General features: G+C 72.1%; 16 protein-coding genes and 3 pseudogenes. 17 read left to right on the plus strand and 2 right to left on the minus strand.

The window, feature by feature from the left end:
• Positions 1-55: 55 nt before the first annotated feature.
• Positions 56-1,753, minus strand: a complete 1,698-nt coding sequence (locus ACFWTC_RS28410; RefSeq protein ID WP_384028971.1) for a chitinase — start codon at positions 1,751-1,753, stop codon at positions 56-58.
• A 399-nt stretch (positions 1,754-2,152) separates the two neighbouring features.
• Here ACFWTC_RS28410 and ACFWTC_RS28415 point away from each other — a divergent pair, with 399 nt between their 5' ends.
• The 14 genes from ACFWTC_RS28415 (at position 2,153) to ACFWTC_RS28480 (ending at position 13,413) form a co-directional block, all read left to right on the plus strand.
• The gene (locus ACFWTC_RS28415; RefSeq protein ID WP_384028969.1) at positions 2,153-3,100 is read left to right on the plus strand and encodes a hypothetical protein; all 948 of its coding nucleotides are present in this window, start codon (positions 2,153-2,155) and stop codon (positions 3,098-3,100) included.
• A 48-nt stretch (positions 3,101-3,148) separates the two neighbouring features.
• Positions 3,149-3,850 carry a Flp pilus assembly protein CpaB gene (gene cpaB, locus ACFWTC_RS28420; RefSeq protein WP_383920101.1) on the plus strand — a complete coding sequence of 234 codons (702 nt, stop codon included), beginning with the start codon at positions 3,149-3,151 and terminating at the stop codon, positions 3,848-3,850.
• A 28-nt stretch (positions 3,851-3,878) separates the two neighbouring features.
• Positions 3,879-5,138 carry a CpaE family protein gene (locus ACFWTC_RS28425; protein WP_383920098.1) on the plus strand — a complete coding sequence of 420 codons (1,260 nt, stop codon included), beginning with the start codon at positions 3,879-3,881 and terminating at the stop codon, positions 5,136-5,138.
• 3 nt (positions 5,139-5,141) lie between these two features.
• Positions 5,142-5,522, plus strand: coding sequence for a TadE/TadG family type IV pilus assembly protein (locus ACFWTC_RS28430; protein ID WP_384028967.1), 381 nt, complete (start codon positions 5,142-5,144; stop codon positions 5,520-5,522).
• Between the two features lies 1 nt (position 5,523).
• Entirely contained in the window at positions 5,524-5,904 is a 381-nt protein-coding gene (locus tag ACFWTC_RS28435) for a TadE/TadG family type IV pilus assembly protein (protein WP_384028965.1), read from the plus strand.
• Positions 5,905-5,906: 2 nt separating this feature from the next.
• A complete protein-coding gene (locus tag ACFWTC_RS28440) occupies positions 5,907-7,253 on the plus strand; it encodes a CpaF family protein (RefSeq protein ID WP_384028963.1) in 1,347 nt (448 codons plus the stop codon).
• Positions 7,250-8,185 (plus strand): type II secretion system F family protein, encoded by a 936-nt coding sequence (locus ACFWTC_RS28445; RefSeq protein WP_383920091.1) that lies wholly within the window; start codon positions 7,250-7,252, stop codon positions 8,183-8,185. The genes ACFWTC_RS28440 and ACFWTC_RS28445 overlap by 4 nt, the downstream gene beginning before the upstream one ends.
• 13 nt (positions 8,186-8,198) lie before the next feature.
• Positions 8,199-9,089, plus strand: a complete 891-nt coding sequence (locus ACFWTC_RS28450; RefSeq protein ID WP_384028983.1) for a DUF5936 domain-containing protein — start codon at positions 8,199-8,201, stop codon at positions 9,087-9,089.
• 3 nt (positions 9,090-9,092) lie between these two features.
• On the plus strand, positions 9,093-10,451 hold the full coding sequence (locus ACFWTC_RS28455; protein WP_384028961.1) for a sensor histidine kinase: 1,359 nt from the start codon (positions 9,093-9,095) through the stop codon (positions 10,449-10,451).
• Positions 10,448-11,134 carry a response regulator gene (locus ACFWTC_RS28460; RefSeq protein ID WP_384028959.1) on the plus strand — a complete coding sequence of 229 codons (687 nt, stop codon included), beginning with the start codon at positions 10,448-10,450 and terminating at the stop codon, positions 11,132-11,134. Before ACFWTC_RS28455 ends, ACFWTC_RS28460 begins: the two co-directional genes overlap by 4 nt.
• Before the next feature lie 110 nt (positions 11,135-11,244).
• Entirely contained in the window at positions 11,245-11,490 is a 246-nt protein-coding gene (locus ACFWTC_RS28465; RefSeq protein ID WP_383920082.1) for a hypothetical protein, read from the plus strand.
• Entirely contained in the window at positions 11,490-12,149 is a 660-nt protein-coding gene (locus ACFWTC_RS28470; protein ID WP_383920079.1) for a pilus assembly protein TadG-related protein, read from the plus strand. Before ACFWTC_RS28465 ends, ACFWTC_RS28470 begins: the two co-directional genes overlap by 1 nt.
• 30 nt (positions 12,150-12,179) lie before the next feature.
• Complete coding sequence (locus ACFWTC_RS28475) at positions 12,180-12,773, plus strand: hypothetical protein (protein ID WP_383920076.1); 594 nt, start codon at positions 12,180-12,182, stop codon at positions 12,771-12,773.
• A gap of 4 nt (positions 12,774-12,777) precedes the next feature.
• A complete protein-coding gene (locus ACFWTC_RS28480) occupies positions 12,778-13,413 on the plus strand; it encodes an OmpA family protein (protein WP_383920075.1) in 636 nt (211 codons plus the stop codon).
• Between the two features lie 54 nt (positions 13,414-13,467).
• Here the strand turns inward: ACFWTC_RS28480 and ACFWTC_RS28485 are convergent.
• Positions 13,468-13,557: pseudogene (locus ACFWTC_RS28485) on the minus strand (TetR family transcriptional regulator); the annotation flags it as partial.
• 8 nt (positions 13,558-13,565) lie between these two features.
• Between ACFWTC_RS28485 and ACFWTC_RS28490 the strand changes: the two are divergent.
• The 3 genes and pseudogenes from ACFWTC_RS28490 to ACFWTC_RS28500 all read left to right on the plus strand — a co-directional run.
• Positions 13,566-13,847 (plus strand): annotated as a pseudogene (locus tag ACFWTC_RS28490) (hypothetical protein); the annotation flags it as partial.
• Positions 13,769-14,314 (plus strand): annotated as a pseudogene (locus tag ACFWTC_RS28495) (polysaccharide deacetylase family protein); the annotation flags it as partial. The pseudogenes ACFWTC_RS28490 and ACFWTC_RS28495, both read left to right, overlap by 79 nt.
• A gap of 99 nt (positions 14,315-14,413) precedes the next feature.
• Positions 14,414-14,737, plus strand: a complete 324-nt coding sequence (locus ACFWTC_RS28500) for a nuclear transport factor 2 family protein (protein ID WP_383920072.1) — start codon at positions 14,414-14,416, stop codon at positions 14,735-14,737.
• Positions 14,738-14,825 lie beyond the last annotated feature (88 nt).

Consider the following 14,825-nt stretch of genomic DNA (forward strand, 5'->3'; position numbering starts at 1 on the left):
GGTCAAGAGCCCGCCGTGTCCGCCGTACCGATCCGGCCACCCCCACACCTACCGCCTACGGGAGGGCGTGGACCTTCGGACCCACCGCGTTGGACCAGGCACTACCCGCCTTGGCGTCCCAGTTCGTCGACCAGGTCATCGCGCCGCGGAGCCCCGGGTAGGTCTTGGAGGGCTTGAACGTTCCGCAGTTCGTGCCCCGGGCCAGGCAGTCCAGGGCGTTGTTGACGATGGTCGGGGAGACGTAGCCGCTGCCCGCGCCGCTCGGCGAGGCCGGGACGCCGATCCCCACCTGGGAGGGGGCGAGGCCGCCTTCCAGCTGGATGCAGGCGAGCGCGGTGAGGAAGTCCACCGTGCCCTGGGAGTAGACCTTGCCGTCGCAGCCGTTCATCGAGCCGCTGTTGTAGTACTGCATGTTGACGACGGTGAGGATGTCCTTGATGTTCAGCGCCGTCTTGAAGTAGCCGCCCGCCGTCGACTGCATGTCGATGGTCTGCGGGGCCATGGTGATGACCAGCGAGGGACCGGCCTTCTGCGACAGCGCGCGCAGCGCCTGCGTCATGTAGGTCGGGTTGATGCCGTTCTCCAGGTCGATGTCGATCCCGGTGAAGCCGTACTCCTGCATCAGCGCCCAGGCGGAGTTCGCGAGGTTGGTCGCGGAAGCCGAGTCGTTGACCGTGATCGTGCCCTTCTCCCCGCCGACGGAGAGGATGACGGACTTGCCCGCCGTCTTTTTCGCGGCGATGTCGGCCTTGAACTGGGCGACGGTGTAGCCGTTCAGCCCGGCCGAGTCGAGGTTGAAGGTGATGCCGCCCGGCGTGGCCGTGGCGTCGGCGAAGGAGACGGCGATGATGTCGTACTGCGCCGAGACGTCGGAGATCCTCTGGACGGTGGCGCCGTTGTCGAAGTTCTGCCAGTAGCCGGTCAGCGCGTGCTTGGGCACCGACGGGTTCGGGTCGGGGTTGCCGCCGCCCCCGGTGGTGGTGCCGGTCACCGCTGCGGACTTGGGGCCCTCGCCCGCCGCGTTGTGGGCGCTCACCTGGAAGGAGTACGAGGTGGAGGCGGCGAGCCCGGTGATCTGGGCGGAGGCCGACGTGACGGACTGGACGCGGACGCCGTCCTGGTACACGTGGTAGCCGGCCGCCCCGCTCACGGCGTTCCACGAAAGGGTGAGGCCGCTCGCGCTCTGGCCGGAAACGGCGGTCCCGGCCGGGGAGCCGGGGATGCCCGGGCCGGGGTCGGTCCCGCCGCCCCCGTCCGGGCCGAAGACGCTGAACCCGTCGGCGAAGTAGGCGGGCTGGCCGTACCAGCCGTGCGTGTAGACGGTGACCTGGGTGGTGTTCGGGCCGGTGGAGAAGGTGGTGGAGAGCTTCTGCCAGCCGGAGCCCGAGCCGGGGGTCCAGGTGGAGACGTCCTGGGTGCCGGTCCCGGTCGCGCCGAGGTAGACGTAGCTGCCCTGGACCTGGGTGCTCAGCGTGTACGTCGAGTTCGGCTTGACCGTGACGCTCTGGCTGCAGCGCGCGTTGTCGGACCCGGCCGGGGTGGCCTTGAGGGCGCCGGCCCCGGCGTGCACCGGGGAGGAGACGACGGCGCCGCTCCCGCCGGAACAGGACCAGTTGGCGAGGCCGGACTCGAAGCCCCCGTTGCGGGCGACGTTGATGTCCGCGGCTTGCGCGGTACCGGTGGCGAGGGCGGTCAGGCCGCCGGCGGTGAGCGTGGCGGCGCCCAGCAGGGCGAGGGAGCGTATGCGGTTCACGTGGGCTCCGGTGGGGGGAGTGAAGGGGTGGGGAGGGTGCGGGCCGCGTGGGGGAGGGCGACTGAAGGCCTGCGGTGCCAAGTTGGTCCAGACCAATCTCCGTGTCAAGGGTCTTTGCTATCTGGCTTGAAATGGCCGGAGTGTCGATCCTTGTTGTCCGGGTTTCCGGCCACCTGTGACACCTGCCCGCGGTACGGGAATCGGCAAGGCCCTGCCCTGCCAGGGGCGACGCGGATATGGTGCTGGAGCAAGGGGGAAGCGCGTCGATCGTTTGCGGTCGCGCAGGGTTTGGGCGTACGCGGCGAGCGGGATGCGCGTGCGCGACACGGGCGCGGAAGCGCCCGCAGGGGCACCGCCCAGCGGCAGCTGGGGGCGTACGGGGTGAACAGGGGGACTCGCGTGCCGACCGCCATCGCTGTCACCAGCGCCGACCTGGTACTGCCGGCCCCCGACCGGCACACGCCGGGCGCCGCCGTACTGGAGCCGCCCGGGCGGCTCGACCTCGACGGCGCGCTCACCGGGACGGCCGCGCTCCTGGAGCGCCACGGCCACCTGGTCGCCGTCGTGCCGTCCTGGCTGCCCCGCGCCGCCGTCCAGCGGCTGCACACCGTACGGGCCATCCTGGAAACCGACCGGATAGCGCTCCTCGACGTCGACCTCCCCCCGCTGGGAACGGCCCTGCTGGTCCGTCAGCTGCGCCAGCTCAGCGTCTTCGACTTCAGCCCCGGGGTCATCGCCTCGGCGGCCCGGCTGCTGTCCCACTACATCTACGCGGGCGCCCTGCTGGGCTCCGTGGCGAAGCTCGACCGGATCCCCGTCAGCCTCAAGGCCCACGCCCGGTCCTGGTCGCCGAGCGCCCAGTTCGCCGTACTCGCCCACCCGGCCCCGCACCTGGCCCGGCTGTCCGGCGCCGGCGGGGGCCGCACCGGCGGCAGCCACGGGGCCGGCCACGGCGCGGGCCGCGCGAAGGGCTCCGGCGGGGCGGCGGCCGCCCTGCCCGCCGGACCCGAGTTCGCCACGCACCTCACCTTCGCCCGCGGCCAGCTCGCCTCCGACTGGGTCACGGCCGAACTGGCCCCCGCCTGGCAGGTGCAGGGCGTCATGGAGAACCCCCTCCCGGCCGACTCCGCGGGCTGGTGGGGCACGCCCAAGCTGGTCGAGTTCGCCGCCGGCATCCCGGACCCGTCCGTCCTCTACCAGCTGGTCGCCTCGGTCCGCCGGGAGGAGTGCCGCTGGTGCGGCCTCGAACTCATCGGCGACCGCTGCGGCTTCTGCGCCGCGCCGCTCACGGCACCGCCGCCGCCGCCGCCGGCCGAGCCGGCGAGCACCGCCCGCTCCAGACGCTGACCGACCCGACCGCACGAACGAACGAAGAACGGCGAGGTAGTACGGACCATGAACTCACGCCAGCGCCGCGGCGTCATCCTGCTGCTCCTGTCGGTCCTCTGCGCACTGGGAGCCTTCGCCGGAGTCCTCGTGGTGATCGGCGACGTCAACTCCAAGGTCGGGGCCGAGGTCGTCGCCTACCGCGCCAAGGGGGACATCGCACCGTACAGCCCGCTCACGGCGGGCCAGTTCGAGGAAGTCACCATCCCCAGGCGCTGGCTGTCCCAGACGGCCGTCACCCACCTCGGCGCGCTCGACAACAAGATCGCGCTCACCACCCTGAAGAAGGGCTCGCTGCTCCAGGCCGACATGTTCGTCGACCGGCCGCAGCTCCAGCCCGGCGAGCAGGAGATCGCCATCATGATCGACGCGGCCACGGGCGTGGCTGGCAAGATCACCTCCGGGGCCAAGGTCAACATCATCGCCACCTTCAAGGGCGCCAAGGACACCGACCCCGCCCGCTCGGTGATCATCGTGGCCAACGCCCGCGTCCTGGGCGTCGGCAAACTCACCGCCCTGGAGAAGAACGCCGACCGCAGCGGACCCGCCGAGGCCGTCCCGATCACCTTCGCCCTGAACACCAAGGACACCCAGCGCGTCGCGTACGCCGAGTCCTTCGCGGAGCACGTACGCCTGGCCCTGGTCGCCCCCGGAACCGACTCGGCGCCCAGCCCGAGCGACCGCACGTACACCCTCGACGGGGACAAGTGAGGCCCGGCCCGGGCGAAAGGAGAGCGCAATGACCACCCGAATCCTCCCCGCGGTCGGCGACCCGGACGCGGCCCGCGCCATCGTCACGCTCCTCAGCCAGCTCCCCGCCGCCGAGCCCGCAGCCCCCGTGCCCGACTCCACCTCGCTGCTCGACACCCTGGCCCGGATGGCCTCCGAGTCGATCGACGAGCTCCCCGAGGTCGTCCTGGTCCACGAGCGGATCGGCCCGGCCCCGGCCCTGGAGCTCATCCGGGAAGTCGCGCTGCGCTTCCCGGCGGTGGGCGTCGTCCTGGTCTCCTCCGACGCCGGCCCCGGCCTCTTCTCCGCCGCCATGGACTCCGGCGCGCGCGGCCTCATCGGGCTGCCCCTCTCCTACGAGGAACTCGCCGCCCGCGTCCAGGCCGCAGCCCAGTGGTCCGTGGGCGTACGCCGCCACCTGGGCCGCAGCCCCGAGGCCTTCACCGGCCCGGGCGGCCGGGTGGTCACGGTCACCGGCGCCAAGGGCGGGGTCGGCGCCACCTTCACCGCCGTCCAGTTCGCCCTGGCCGCGGCCGCCTCGGGGCGGCGTACCGCGCTGGTCGACCTGGACCTCCAGGCCGGGGACGTGGGCTCGTACCTCGACGTGCAGTTCCGCCGCTCCATCGCCGACCTGGCCGGCATCCAGGACATCTCCCCGCGCGTGCTCCAGGACGCGGTCTACGACGACCGCACCGGCCTGGCCCTGCTGCTGGCCCCCGCGGACGGCGAACGGGGCGAGGAGGTCGACGACCGGGCCGCCCGGCACGTCATCGCCGCCCTGCGCGGCCGCTACGAGCTCGTCGTCATCGACTGCGGCACGCAGATGACGGGCGCGAACGCCGCCGCCGTGGAGATGGCGGACGTCGCCGTCCTGGTCACCACCCCGGACGTGGTCGCCGTACGGGCGGCGAAGCGGATGGTGCGGATGTGGGAGCGGCTCCAGGTGCGCAAGGCAGAGGACACCGCGATGGTCGTCAACCGGTGGAGCAAGCACACCGAGATCCAGCCCGCCCTGATCGAGAAGATCACCAAGACCCGCGCCACCCGGACCCCGGTCCCGGCGGCGTTCAAGGAACTCCAGGCGGTGGTCGACGCGGGCCGCGTCCAGGACCTCGACAACCGCTCCACGGTCAAGCAGGCCCTGTGGACCCTCGCCGGCGAACTGGGCCTCCTCTCCACCCCGGACAACCCGGCGCAGCCCCCGGACGGCGCCCTGGCGGTCCGCGCGGCGGGGCCGGTGGCGCGGCTGCGCCGCGGCCGGGAGGGCTGAACCGTGGCCGCCCGGAGGGGAACGCGCGCGCGGGGCAGCGCCCGCGACCGCGGCCAGGTGGCCGTGGAGTTCGTCGGCACGGTCCCGCTGATCCTGCTGCTCGTGGCGGCGGTGTGGGAGTGCGTACTGATCGGGTACGCGTTCTCCCTGGCGGGCAACGCGGCGGACGAGGCGGCCCGGGCGGGGGCGGTGACGGGCGACGCGGCGTGCGTGGCGGCGGCGGGGGAGCACGTGGGATCCGCCTGGGGCATGGACGTGGACTGCGGCCCGGCGGGCGACCTCTACACGGCGAGGGTCACGCTCAAGATCCCCGTCTTCTACCCCGGACTCAACTTCGGCGCGATCGACGGCACCGCCGGAGCGGCCATGGAGAGGGAGGACTGACGTGGACAGGCGACGCGTGCGCTCCGACCGGGGCCAAGTGGCCCTGGAGTACATCGGCTTCGTCCCCATCCTGCTGTTCGTCGCGCTCTGCGCCATCCAGCTCGGCTGGGTCGCCTACGCCGAGGAACAGGCCGGCACGGCCGCCCGTGCGGCCGCGCGCGTACAGGCCCAGAAGGGCTCCGGAGGGGAGAGCGCCGGGCGGGCGGCCATCAGCGGCGGCCTGGCCTCGTCCGCCCGGTTCGACTGGTACACGTCCGCCGACGCCGTCAGCGTGAAGGTCACCCTCACGGCCAAGTCCATCCTGCCCGGACTCGACGCGCACGAGGCGTCGAGCACCGCCGTCATGCCCAACGACGACCCGACGCTCCCGAAGGGCCCCTGACCATGAGCCTGCGTTCCCGGGTCAACATTCCGGACGACCGCCACGGCCCCCGCGAGGACGGCCGGCTCGTCTCCTCCTACCGCGCCAAGCTGCTGGAGGAGATCGACCTCGCCGAGATGTCGGCGCTCGCGCCGGCCGAGCGCCGGGCGCGCCTGGAGCGCGTACTGGGCCACATCATCAGCCGCGAGGGACCGGTCCTCTCCACCGTCGAGCGCGCCCAGCTGATCCGGCGCGTCGTCGACGAGGCCCTCGGGCTCGGCGTGCTCGAACCGCTGCTGGAGGACGCCTCCATCTCCGAGATCATGGTCAACGGCCCCGACCAGATCTTCGTCGAGCGGGGCGGCCGCGTCGAACAGCTCCCGCTGCGCTTCGCCTCGCACGAGCAGCTGATGCAGACCATCGAGCGCATCGTCTCCACCGTCAACCGCCGTGTGGACGAGGCCAATCCGATGGTCGACGCCCGCCTGCCCAGCGGCGAGCGCGTCAACGTCATCATCCCGCCGCTCTCCCTGACCGGCGCCACCCTCACCATCCGCCGCTTCCCGCGCGCCTTCACCCTGCACGAGATGATCGGCCTCGGCTCCCTCGACGAGCAGATGCTCCTGCTCCTGTCCGGGCTGGTCCAGGCGAAGATGAACCTGATCGTCTCGGGCGCCACCGGCACCGGCAAGACCACCCTCCTCAACGCCCTCTCCGGGCTGATCCCGGAGGGCGAGCGCGTCATCACCATCGAGGACTCCGCCGAGCTCCAGCTCCAGCAGGCCCACGTCATCCGGCTCGAATCCCGGCCGGCGAACGTCGAGGGCAAGGGCCAGATCACCATCCGCGACCTGGTCCGCAACTCCCTGCGCATGCGCCCCGACCGCATCATCGTCGGCGAGGTCCGCGGCGGAGAGACCCTCGACATGCTCCAGGCCATGTCCACCGGCCACGACGGCTCGCTCGCCACCGTCCACGCGAACAGCGCCGAGGACGCGCTGATGCGCCTGCAGACCCTCGCGTCGATGTCCGAGGTGGAAGTGCCCTTCGAGGCGCTCCAGGACCAGATCAACAGCGCCGTGAACGTCGTCGTCCAGCTCACCCGCTTCGGCGACGGGTCCCGCCGCATCACGGAGATCGCCATCCTCGACTCGCACGGCCGCGAACCCTTCCGGATCACCACCGTCTGCCGCTACGTCGCCCAGCCCATGGGGGCCGACGCGCGCGTCCACGGCCGCTTCGAGTACTACCCGCTGCCGCGCCGGATCGCGGACCGCCTCTACATGAACAACCAGCCGATCCCGCAGGCCTTCGGGGTCGCCCTGTCCGACGACCCGCTCACCGCCCGCATCACCCGGACCGCCCTGTGAACCCGACCGTTCTGCTCACCCTCGGCGCCACCCTGCTGGCCTGCCTGTTCGTCATCCTCGGTGTGCACGCGTACGCCGCCGGCCGCGCGCAGCGCGCCGCCCTGGTCGAACGCCTCACGTCGGCCGGCGCACCCGAGCCGACGGGCCGCCGCCGCTTCCCCGGAGTGGACCGGCGGCTGCGCCGGACCAAGCTCGGCCGCCGCATCGAGGTCAGGCTGGCGACGACGGGCCTGGACATGACCCCGGGCGAGTTCTTCGTCTACATGCTGCTGGGCGTCGGCGGGGTCTGGCTGATCGCGGCCGCGCTGCTGGCCCCGTTCTTCGGCCCGGTGGCCGGCCTGATCGGGCTCTGGTCGGCGAACGCCTTCCTCACCTGGCAGCGCTCCCGCCGCACCGAGCGGTTCATCAACCAGCTCCCGGAACTCGCCCGGATCCTGGCCAACGCCACCCAGGCCGGCCTGGCGCTGCGTACGGCCATCGGGATCGCCGCCGACGAGCTGGAGGCCCCGGCGGGCGAGGAACTCGGCCGGGTCGCCGACCGGCTCGCCCTCGGCCACTCCATCGACGAGTCCCTCGGCGAACTCGCGGAACGCCTCCCGTCCCGGGAACTGGTCGTGCTCGTCTCCACGCTCGTCCTGTCCGCCCGCGCGGGCGGCACGATCGTCGAGAGCCTGCGCAACCTCACCGTGACGCTGGAGCAGCGCAAGGAGACCCGCCGCGAGATCCGTACGCAGCTCTCCCAGGTGACGGTGACCGCGTACCTCGTGCCGGCCATCGGGCTCGGCTCGCTGCTGCTGGTCGACATGATGATGCCGGGTGCGCTGGACCGGATGACGGGGGCCTTCATCGGGCAGAGCGCGGTCCTGGTCGCGCTCGGCCTCTTCACCCTCGGATTCGTCCTCATCCGCCGCCTGTCCAAGATCGACGTGTGAGGGGGCCGACGTGATCACCGTGCTCCTCGCCCTGCTCATGGCGCTGTCCGTCCTCGGCGCCTTCCACGGCATCCGGCTCTACCGGGCCGACGTGAAACTGCCGACCGACCTCGCGCTGGCCCTGGAGGTCGGCGCGACGCGCACCACGGCGGTCGGCTCGCTGGTGGACCGGATGGGCATCCGCTGGGCGCCGCTGGTGCTGCGCCTGATGGGCCCGGACCGGGTGGCGCGCAAACGCCGCCAGATCGACATGGCGGGCAACCCGGCCGGCCTCACCATCGACCGGTACGCGGCGCGCCGCGCCGTGTACGGCCTGCTGGGCGGGCTCGGCGCCTTCTCGATGCTGATCAACGGGCAGTTGGTGGCGGCCCTGCTGATGGTCGCCTTCGGCCTGTTCTGGATCGAGGCCGGCCTCTGGTCGGCCATCCGCGTCCGCCGGGACCACATCGAGCGCACCCTGCCGGACTTCCTGGACGTGCTCGCGGTCGTGGTCAGCGCCGGTCTCGGCTTCCGGCAGGCGCTGGAGCGCGTGGCGCACAAGTACGAGGGCCCGTGGGCGGACGAGATCCGGATCACCCTCCAGCAGATGGACATGGGCGTCGGCCGCCGCCAGGCCTTCGACGAACTGCGCCGGCGCAACGACTCCGAGCAGGTCGCCCAGTTCGTCACCGCGCTGCAGCAGGGCGAGGAGCTGGGCTCCCCGATCGTGGAGACCCTCATCGCGATCGCCGAGGACATGCGCCGTACGGACGCCCAGAACGCCCGCCGGCGCGCGGCGCGGGCCGTCCCGAAGGCCACGTTCGCCGTCACGATGTTCATGCTCCCGGGCACGCTGATCCTGCTCGTCTGCGGCTTCGTCTACGGGGCGAACGTCGACTTCGGCGCGCTGCTCGGGGGCGGGTGAACCATGGCGGCACTGGACGTCGCGTCGGACGCGGCGCTGGACGGCGCACGGGCGGGGTGGTGCGCGGCGGCGGCCCGGTGGGTGCGGGCGACGTGGCCTGCCGGGGTGGCCAGGACTGCCGGGGCGGCCCGGCCTGCCCCGGAGGCGGCCCGGCCGGGAGGCGGCCCGTCGTTCGCGCTCCAGGTCAACGCCCTCCAGGCGCTGTGCCGACAGGTGTTCGCGTTCCGGCTGGTGATGATCGCGCTGGGCGCGCCGCTGGCGCTGGGCCGGACCGCCCCCGGCGGGCCGACGTACCTGGTGGGCGCGGCCGTACTGGTCACGTTCATGCTCTCGTACGCCCTCTTCCGCGACTGGGAGCGCTTCGGCCCGCTGCTGCTCCGGCGCCGCTGGCTCCTCGTACCGGACATGGCGTTCAGCGGACTGCTGCTGGTCACGGCGACGCCGGAGTCCCCGCTCGGGCTGGTCGCCGTCTGCACCCCGCTGCTGGCCGGCCTGCTCTATGGCTGGCGCGGCTCGGCGCTCTACGCGGCCGTCCAGGCGGTCGTCGTGGCCGCCCTCGCCCACGGGCCGGTCCTGCCGGCCCTGTGCCTCCTGGCGGGCGCGGCGGGGGTGTGCCTGCGCGACCTCCTGTTCCGCTTCGGCGCGGCCGGCCGGGACCTGACCGAGACCCGCGCCCGCCTGGCGGCCGCCGAGGCGGTCCGGGCCGAACGGAAGCACCTGGCCCGGGAGATGCACGACTCGGTGGCCAAGACCCTGTACGGGCTCGCCCTGGCCGCGGACGCCCTCGCCCGCACCTCCGACCCGGCGGCGGTCCGCCGCCAGGCGGACCTGCTCGCGGACGCGGCCCGCCGCGCGGCGACGGAGTCCCGGGAGCTCCTGACGGACCTGCGCCGGGACACGGACGCGCGCGCGGCCGGTCCGGGAGCGCCGTCGGGCGCCCCGATCGTGTCCGCGCTCCGCACGCTGCTGCGCTCCGCGACGGAGGCGGGCACGGGCGAACTGAAGGTCACGGGCGTGACGCCGTCCGTCCCGTCCCCGGTGGCCCGGCACCTCGTATCGGTGGCGGCGGAGGCGCTGGAGAACGTACGCCGCCACGCGGACGCGGCCCGCGTGGTGGTGGAACTGGCGACCGGCGGCGCCGAACTCACCCTCACCGTCACCGACGACGGCCGCGGCCTGCCGGCCGGCGGGGCCGACCTCGCCGCCCTGCGCGGCCAAGGCCACTTCGGCCTGCTCGGCATGGCGGAACGCGCGGCGGCGATCGGAGCCCGCCTCGGGCTCGGCCCGCGCCCGGACGGCCCCGGCACCAGGGTCCGCCTGACCCTCCCCCTGGCCGCCCTGACCCCGGAGGGGCGCCCGTGACCCCGACCCGCGTCCTGGTCGCCGACGACAACCCGGTCGTCCGGGCGGGGCTGGCCGCGCTCCTGGCCACGACGGAGGACCTGACGGTCGTCGCCGAGGCGGTGGACGGCCGGGAGGCCCTGGTCCTGACCCGGAGCCACTCCCCGGACGTGGTCCTGCTGGACGTCCGGATGCCGGGGGTCGACGGCATGTCGGCCCTGCCGCACCTGGTCCGGCTGGCGCCGGTGCTGATGCTGACGTACAGCCAGGAGGAGAACCTGGTCCGGGAGGCGCTGCTCCTGGGCGCGGGCGGCTACCTGGTGCACGGCGAGTTCACGTCCGACGACCTGGTCCGCGCGGTCCGTGACGTCCGCGTGGGCCGCGCCCACTTCACGCCGACGGCGGCCAACGCGTTGGTCACGGAACTCCGGTCCTCTTCGCAACAGCAACGAACTGTGGGACAGTCTTCTGAGCGGATCCACAACTCCGTTGCATTCGGCTTGAGTTCCCGGGAGGTGGAGATCATGGACCTGATCGCGTCCGGGATGAACAACCAGCGGATCGCGGCTGCGTGCTTCATCAGTGAGAAGACCGTCAAGAACCACATCAACCGCATCTTCGCCAAGCTCCAGAGCACCACCCGCAGCGAGGCGATAGCCCGCTGGCTGGGAATCGCCCGTCCAGGAGTGACCGGCCATGGGTAGACAGAGTGCGCAGTGGGTCCGTAATTGGGCCCCGGGACCCTTGGTAACGACCGGTGACTCGCCGTACCGTCCGCAAACCAACAGCGGTACCGGCCCGGGAGGGACCCCCCATGTCACACAGCTCGCTGCTGAAGGCGACCGTCGGTGCGAAGATCCGCCTGACCACCTGGTCGGACACGACGATCACCCGAATTCGCCAACGCCACGCGAACCTCGACCGAGGCCAGACCGCGTTCGAGTACCTGGGCATCATCCTGGTGGTGATCGTGATCATCGGAGCCGTAGTCGGTTCCGGCGTCGGTTCGGAGATCACCAAGCGGATCAAGCAGGCAGTGACGGACATCAAAGCCGGCTAGTGCCCACGCGCAGAAAGTACACAGGCGACCAAGGGCAGGCCTTCCCCATCTATGTAGTGGTGGTGGCAGGCCTGCTCTTTGCCGCGTTTGTCTTCTTCGTCGTGGGCCAGGCTTCGGTCACCCGGAGCGACGCGCAGGGTGCAGCCGACGCGGCTGCACTTGCAGGCGCGAGGGCAGCCAGAGACGGCGCGTTGGTCGGTCTCGATCTCGGTGCGTTGAAGCCTGGGGACTGGGAGGAGTTCCTGAGGGGGAAGTTGCTCACCGGTAACGGCGCCTGCGCTGCAGCCGTGGATTTCGCAGCCAGGAACGGTGCGGAGGCTCAGTGTCAGGCGCCGATCCCCCGTGTCACGGTTGCGGTGAAGACGCACCGGACGGTGGGCAACTCGGTGGTCCCCGGCACGGACGGCATGCATGGCACGGCCGACGCGGCAGCCGTGATCGAACCCCTCTGCCTGTTGGCGGTGGCACCTGCGCCTAGTGCGACCCCCATACAAGGCGGCGCTACGCCGGCCCCGACTTCCACTCCGACACCTCCCCCTGCATCGGACCCCGTCACATTCAAGTGCCAGGGCGGCAAGTCCATCGAGGTCAACCCGCTGAAGCCTGGATCTTTGCGCGCGCTGTCGCGGAACCTCTTCAGCGTGCGACTGGTCGACTGACAGCGAACGAGAGACAAGGAGCCTGTGTACATGAGCATTCGGCAGTTGGTGAAGGTCCGTGGGGGAGCGGCCGCAGTGGTTGCGGCGGTCTTCGCCCTGACGTTGGCCGGGTGTGGCGGTAGTGGTGACGACGGCAAGCAGAAAGATCCTAAGCAGCCCTCGGCCCCTCAGTCTGCGGTTGCGGGCGCTCCGACCCCGGGCTCGAGCCAGGGGCAGATTTCGCAACCGGTCGAGGTGATCGCCACGCTGAACGGTGAAGCAGGCATGGCTCTTGTCATCAACTCGGTACGCCGAGAACCCGGTGGCTTCCTCACCGTCAACGGGCAGATCAAGAACACGGGTAGTCAGTCTTACAAGGACACAGTGGCGTGGCGTGGAATCGAGTTGAAGGGCACCGGAGAGTCGGTGGCGGGAGCGACCCTGGTCGACAAGGTGGGCAAGAAGCGCTACTACGTGCTTCGTGACACGGAGGCCAGGTGCCTGTGCACTACGGGGGTCTCCAGCGTTGATGCCGGCCAGGTGATCCCCTTCTTCGCCCAGTTCCCGGCACCGCCCGCCTCCACCGGCGAGGTGGAGTTCAGCCTCCCCACCTTCGCTACGGCCACCGTCAAAATCTCCGGGTGACCTCATGAAAACAAGCCATCGCGCAGCAGCAGCCACGGCGATCTCCGCTCTCGCCATCGGAGCAGCCCATCTCATCGGCGCCACCGCCGCCCACGCGGACGACGTCAAGCCGTCCGTGCCCCCCGGCACCGAGCCGTCCGCGTCCGCCCCCGTTGCCATCGACTCCAACGCCCCCGGGCTGAAGATCCCGCAGGGCGGAACCCTCGCGCCGGTCAAGGTGCTGGACATCGCCGAGGTCGTCGAGGACCTCGGCGGGGAGCAGCGGCGGCAGGAGACGAACCAGACCGTCATGATGGCGCTCCAGTCCGAGGTGCTGTTCCCCGAGAACAGCGCGGTCTTCAACGCGCAGGCCGCCGCCCGGATCCAGGCCATCGCCAACGAGATCAACCAGCAGAAGGCGACCCGCATCCGCGTCTTCGGGTTCACCGACGACCAGGGCAGCTACGAGCACGGCCAGGTGCTGTCCAAGCAGCGGGCCGACGCCGTGCAGTCGGAGCTGGCCAAGACGGTGACCGCCCCCGGCGTCGTGTACGACGTGCGCGGGTACAGCGAGGACTACCCGGTCGCCGACAACAGCACCGAGGAAGGCCAGAAGAAGAACCGCCGCGTGGAGATCACCTTCCCGCGCAGCGAGAAGTAGCGGACGCCCGCCCCCCGGCCGGCCCTGCGGCGGGCCAGGGGCGGGCAGCGTTCGCTACGCGTCGTGGTGGGCCTGCGTGATGAGGTCCGTCGCGACCTCCAGCGCCCGGCGGGTCTCCTCCGGGTCGCCCTCCACGTGCTGGAGGAACATCTTTGGACGCCGCGAGCCTGGCCAAGCTGCCCGAAGCCGTACGCGACGCCTGCCAGCACGCGGTGGCCGCCGGCACCCACTCGGCGTTCCTGCTCGGCGCGGCCATCGCCGTACCGGACTTCGCGGCCGCCTGGTTCGTCAAGGAGGTCCCGCTGCGCGGGGGCGGACCCGCGGCCCCGGCCGCGGACGCGGACGACGAGCAGGCGGCCCCCAGGCCGAGGCCCACCCCGACCTGGTCAAGCGGGTCGCCGCGGCGGGCCACCGCCTCTGTGACCACACCATGAACCACGACACCGCCATGGACAAGAAGCCGGTCGCCTACCAGGAGCAGCAGATCCTGGACGCGAAGAAGCTGATCGAAGCGGCCGCGGGCGGCGCGAGAGTGGGGTACTACCGGGCCCCCGGCGGCGCGTTCACGCCCGACAGCCGGCGCATCGCCGCCGCGAACGGGATGCGGCCGCTCGGCTGGAACGTCGACACGAAGGACTTCGGCAAGCCCGGCGCGGGCGCCATCGTCGAGGCCGTGAAGCGCGAGATCGGCAACGGCCCGACGGTCCTCTTCCACGACGGCGGCGGCAACCGCGCGCAGACCGTCGAGGCGCTCGACGGGGTGCTCGCCTGGCTGAAGCAGCAGGGCCGGCCGACCGGCTTCCCGGTCCGCACCGCCCCCGACGCCGTCGAAGCCCCCGGTGGCGCGGAGGCGGGCGCAGCCTCCGGAGCCGCGGAGTCCGGCGGGGGCAAGGCCTCCTGACACGCCGTCCGGGGCGAACGGGTGACGGTCGGCGCCCCGGCCCGCCGCCCGGTGTTCCCTGGGTCGCGCAAGTCCGCCCCGCCGTCCCAGGAGGCCCCCGTGATCGAGCCGAGCCAACTCTCCGACCCCGCCGTCCGCGCCTTCGTCACCGCCGTCAACGCGGGCGACCGGGACGCCTTCCGCGCCGTCCTCACGCCCGGCGCGACCATGTCCGACGACGGGTCCGACCGTGATCTGATCCAGTGGACGGAGAAGGAGATCTTCTCCTGCCGCGGCCACATGTCCGTCGAGTCCGAGTCCGACGGGGGCCGCGCCCTGGTCGTCGACTACCGCAACGACACGTGGGGCGAGATGCGCACCGCCTGGCGCTTCACGGTCACCGACGACGGCCGGGTCGGCCGCTTCGAGACCGGCCAGGCCTGACCCCGTCCACCCTGACGTACCGCCGCCGGGCCCCGGGTAGTCGAAGCCCCGTCCGGTGAACTCCGGGCGGTACGCCGACACCGCCCCG

Source organism: Streptomyces sp. NPDC058619 (genome assembly GCF_042717785.1).
Classification (GTDB): Bacteria; Actinomycetota; Actinomycetes; order Streptomycetales; family Streptomycetaceae; genus Streptomyces.

What these genes read in the sequence shown, in the direction of transcription:
- cpaB (WP_383920101.1), top strand. Translation starts at nt 3,149, where the DNA reads ATGAACTCACGCCAGCGCCGCGGCGTCATCCTGCTGCTCCTGTCGGTC.
- ACFWTC_RS28425 (WP_383920098.1), top strand. Translation starts at nt 3,879, where the DNA reads ATGACCACCCGAATCCTCCCCGCGGTCGGCGACCCGGACGCGGCCCGC.
- ACFWTC_RS28440 (WP_384028963.1), top strand. Translation starts at nt 5,907, where the DNA reads ATGAGCCTGCGTTCCCGGGTCAACATTCCGGACGACCGCCACGGCCCC.
- ACFWTC_RS28455 (WP_384028961.1), top strand. Translation starts at nt 9,093, where the DNA reads ATGGCGGCACTGGACGTCGCGTCGGACGCGGCGCTGGACGGCGCACGG.
- ACFWTC_RS28465 (WP_383920082.1), top strand. Translation starts at nt 11,245, where the DNA reads ATGTCACACAGCTCGCTGCTGAAGGCGACCGTCGGTGCGAAGATCCGC.
- ACFWTC_RS28475 (WP_383920076.1), top strand. Translation starts at nt 12,180, where the DNA reads ATGAGCATTCGGCAGTTGGTGAAGGTCCGTGGGGGAGCGGCCGCAGTG.
- ACFWTC_RS28480 (WP_383920075.1), top strand. Translation starts at nt 12,778, where the DNA reads ATGAAAACAAGCCATCGCGCAGCAGCAGCCACGGCGATCTCCGCTCTC.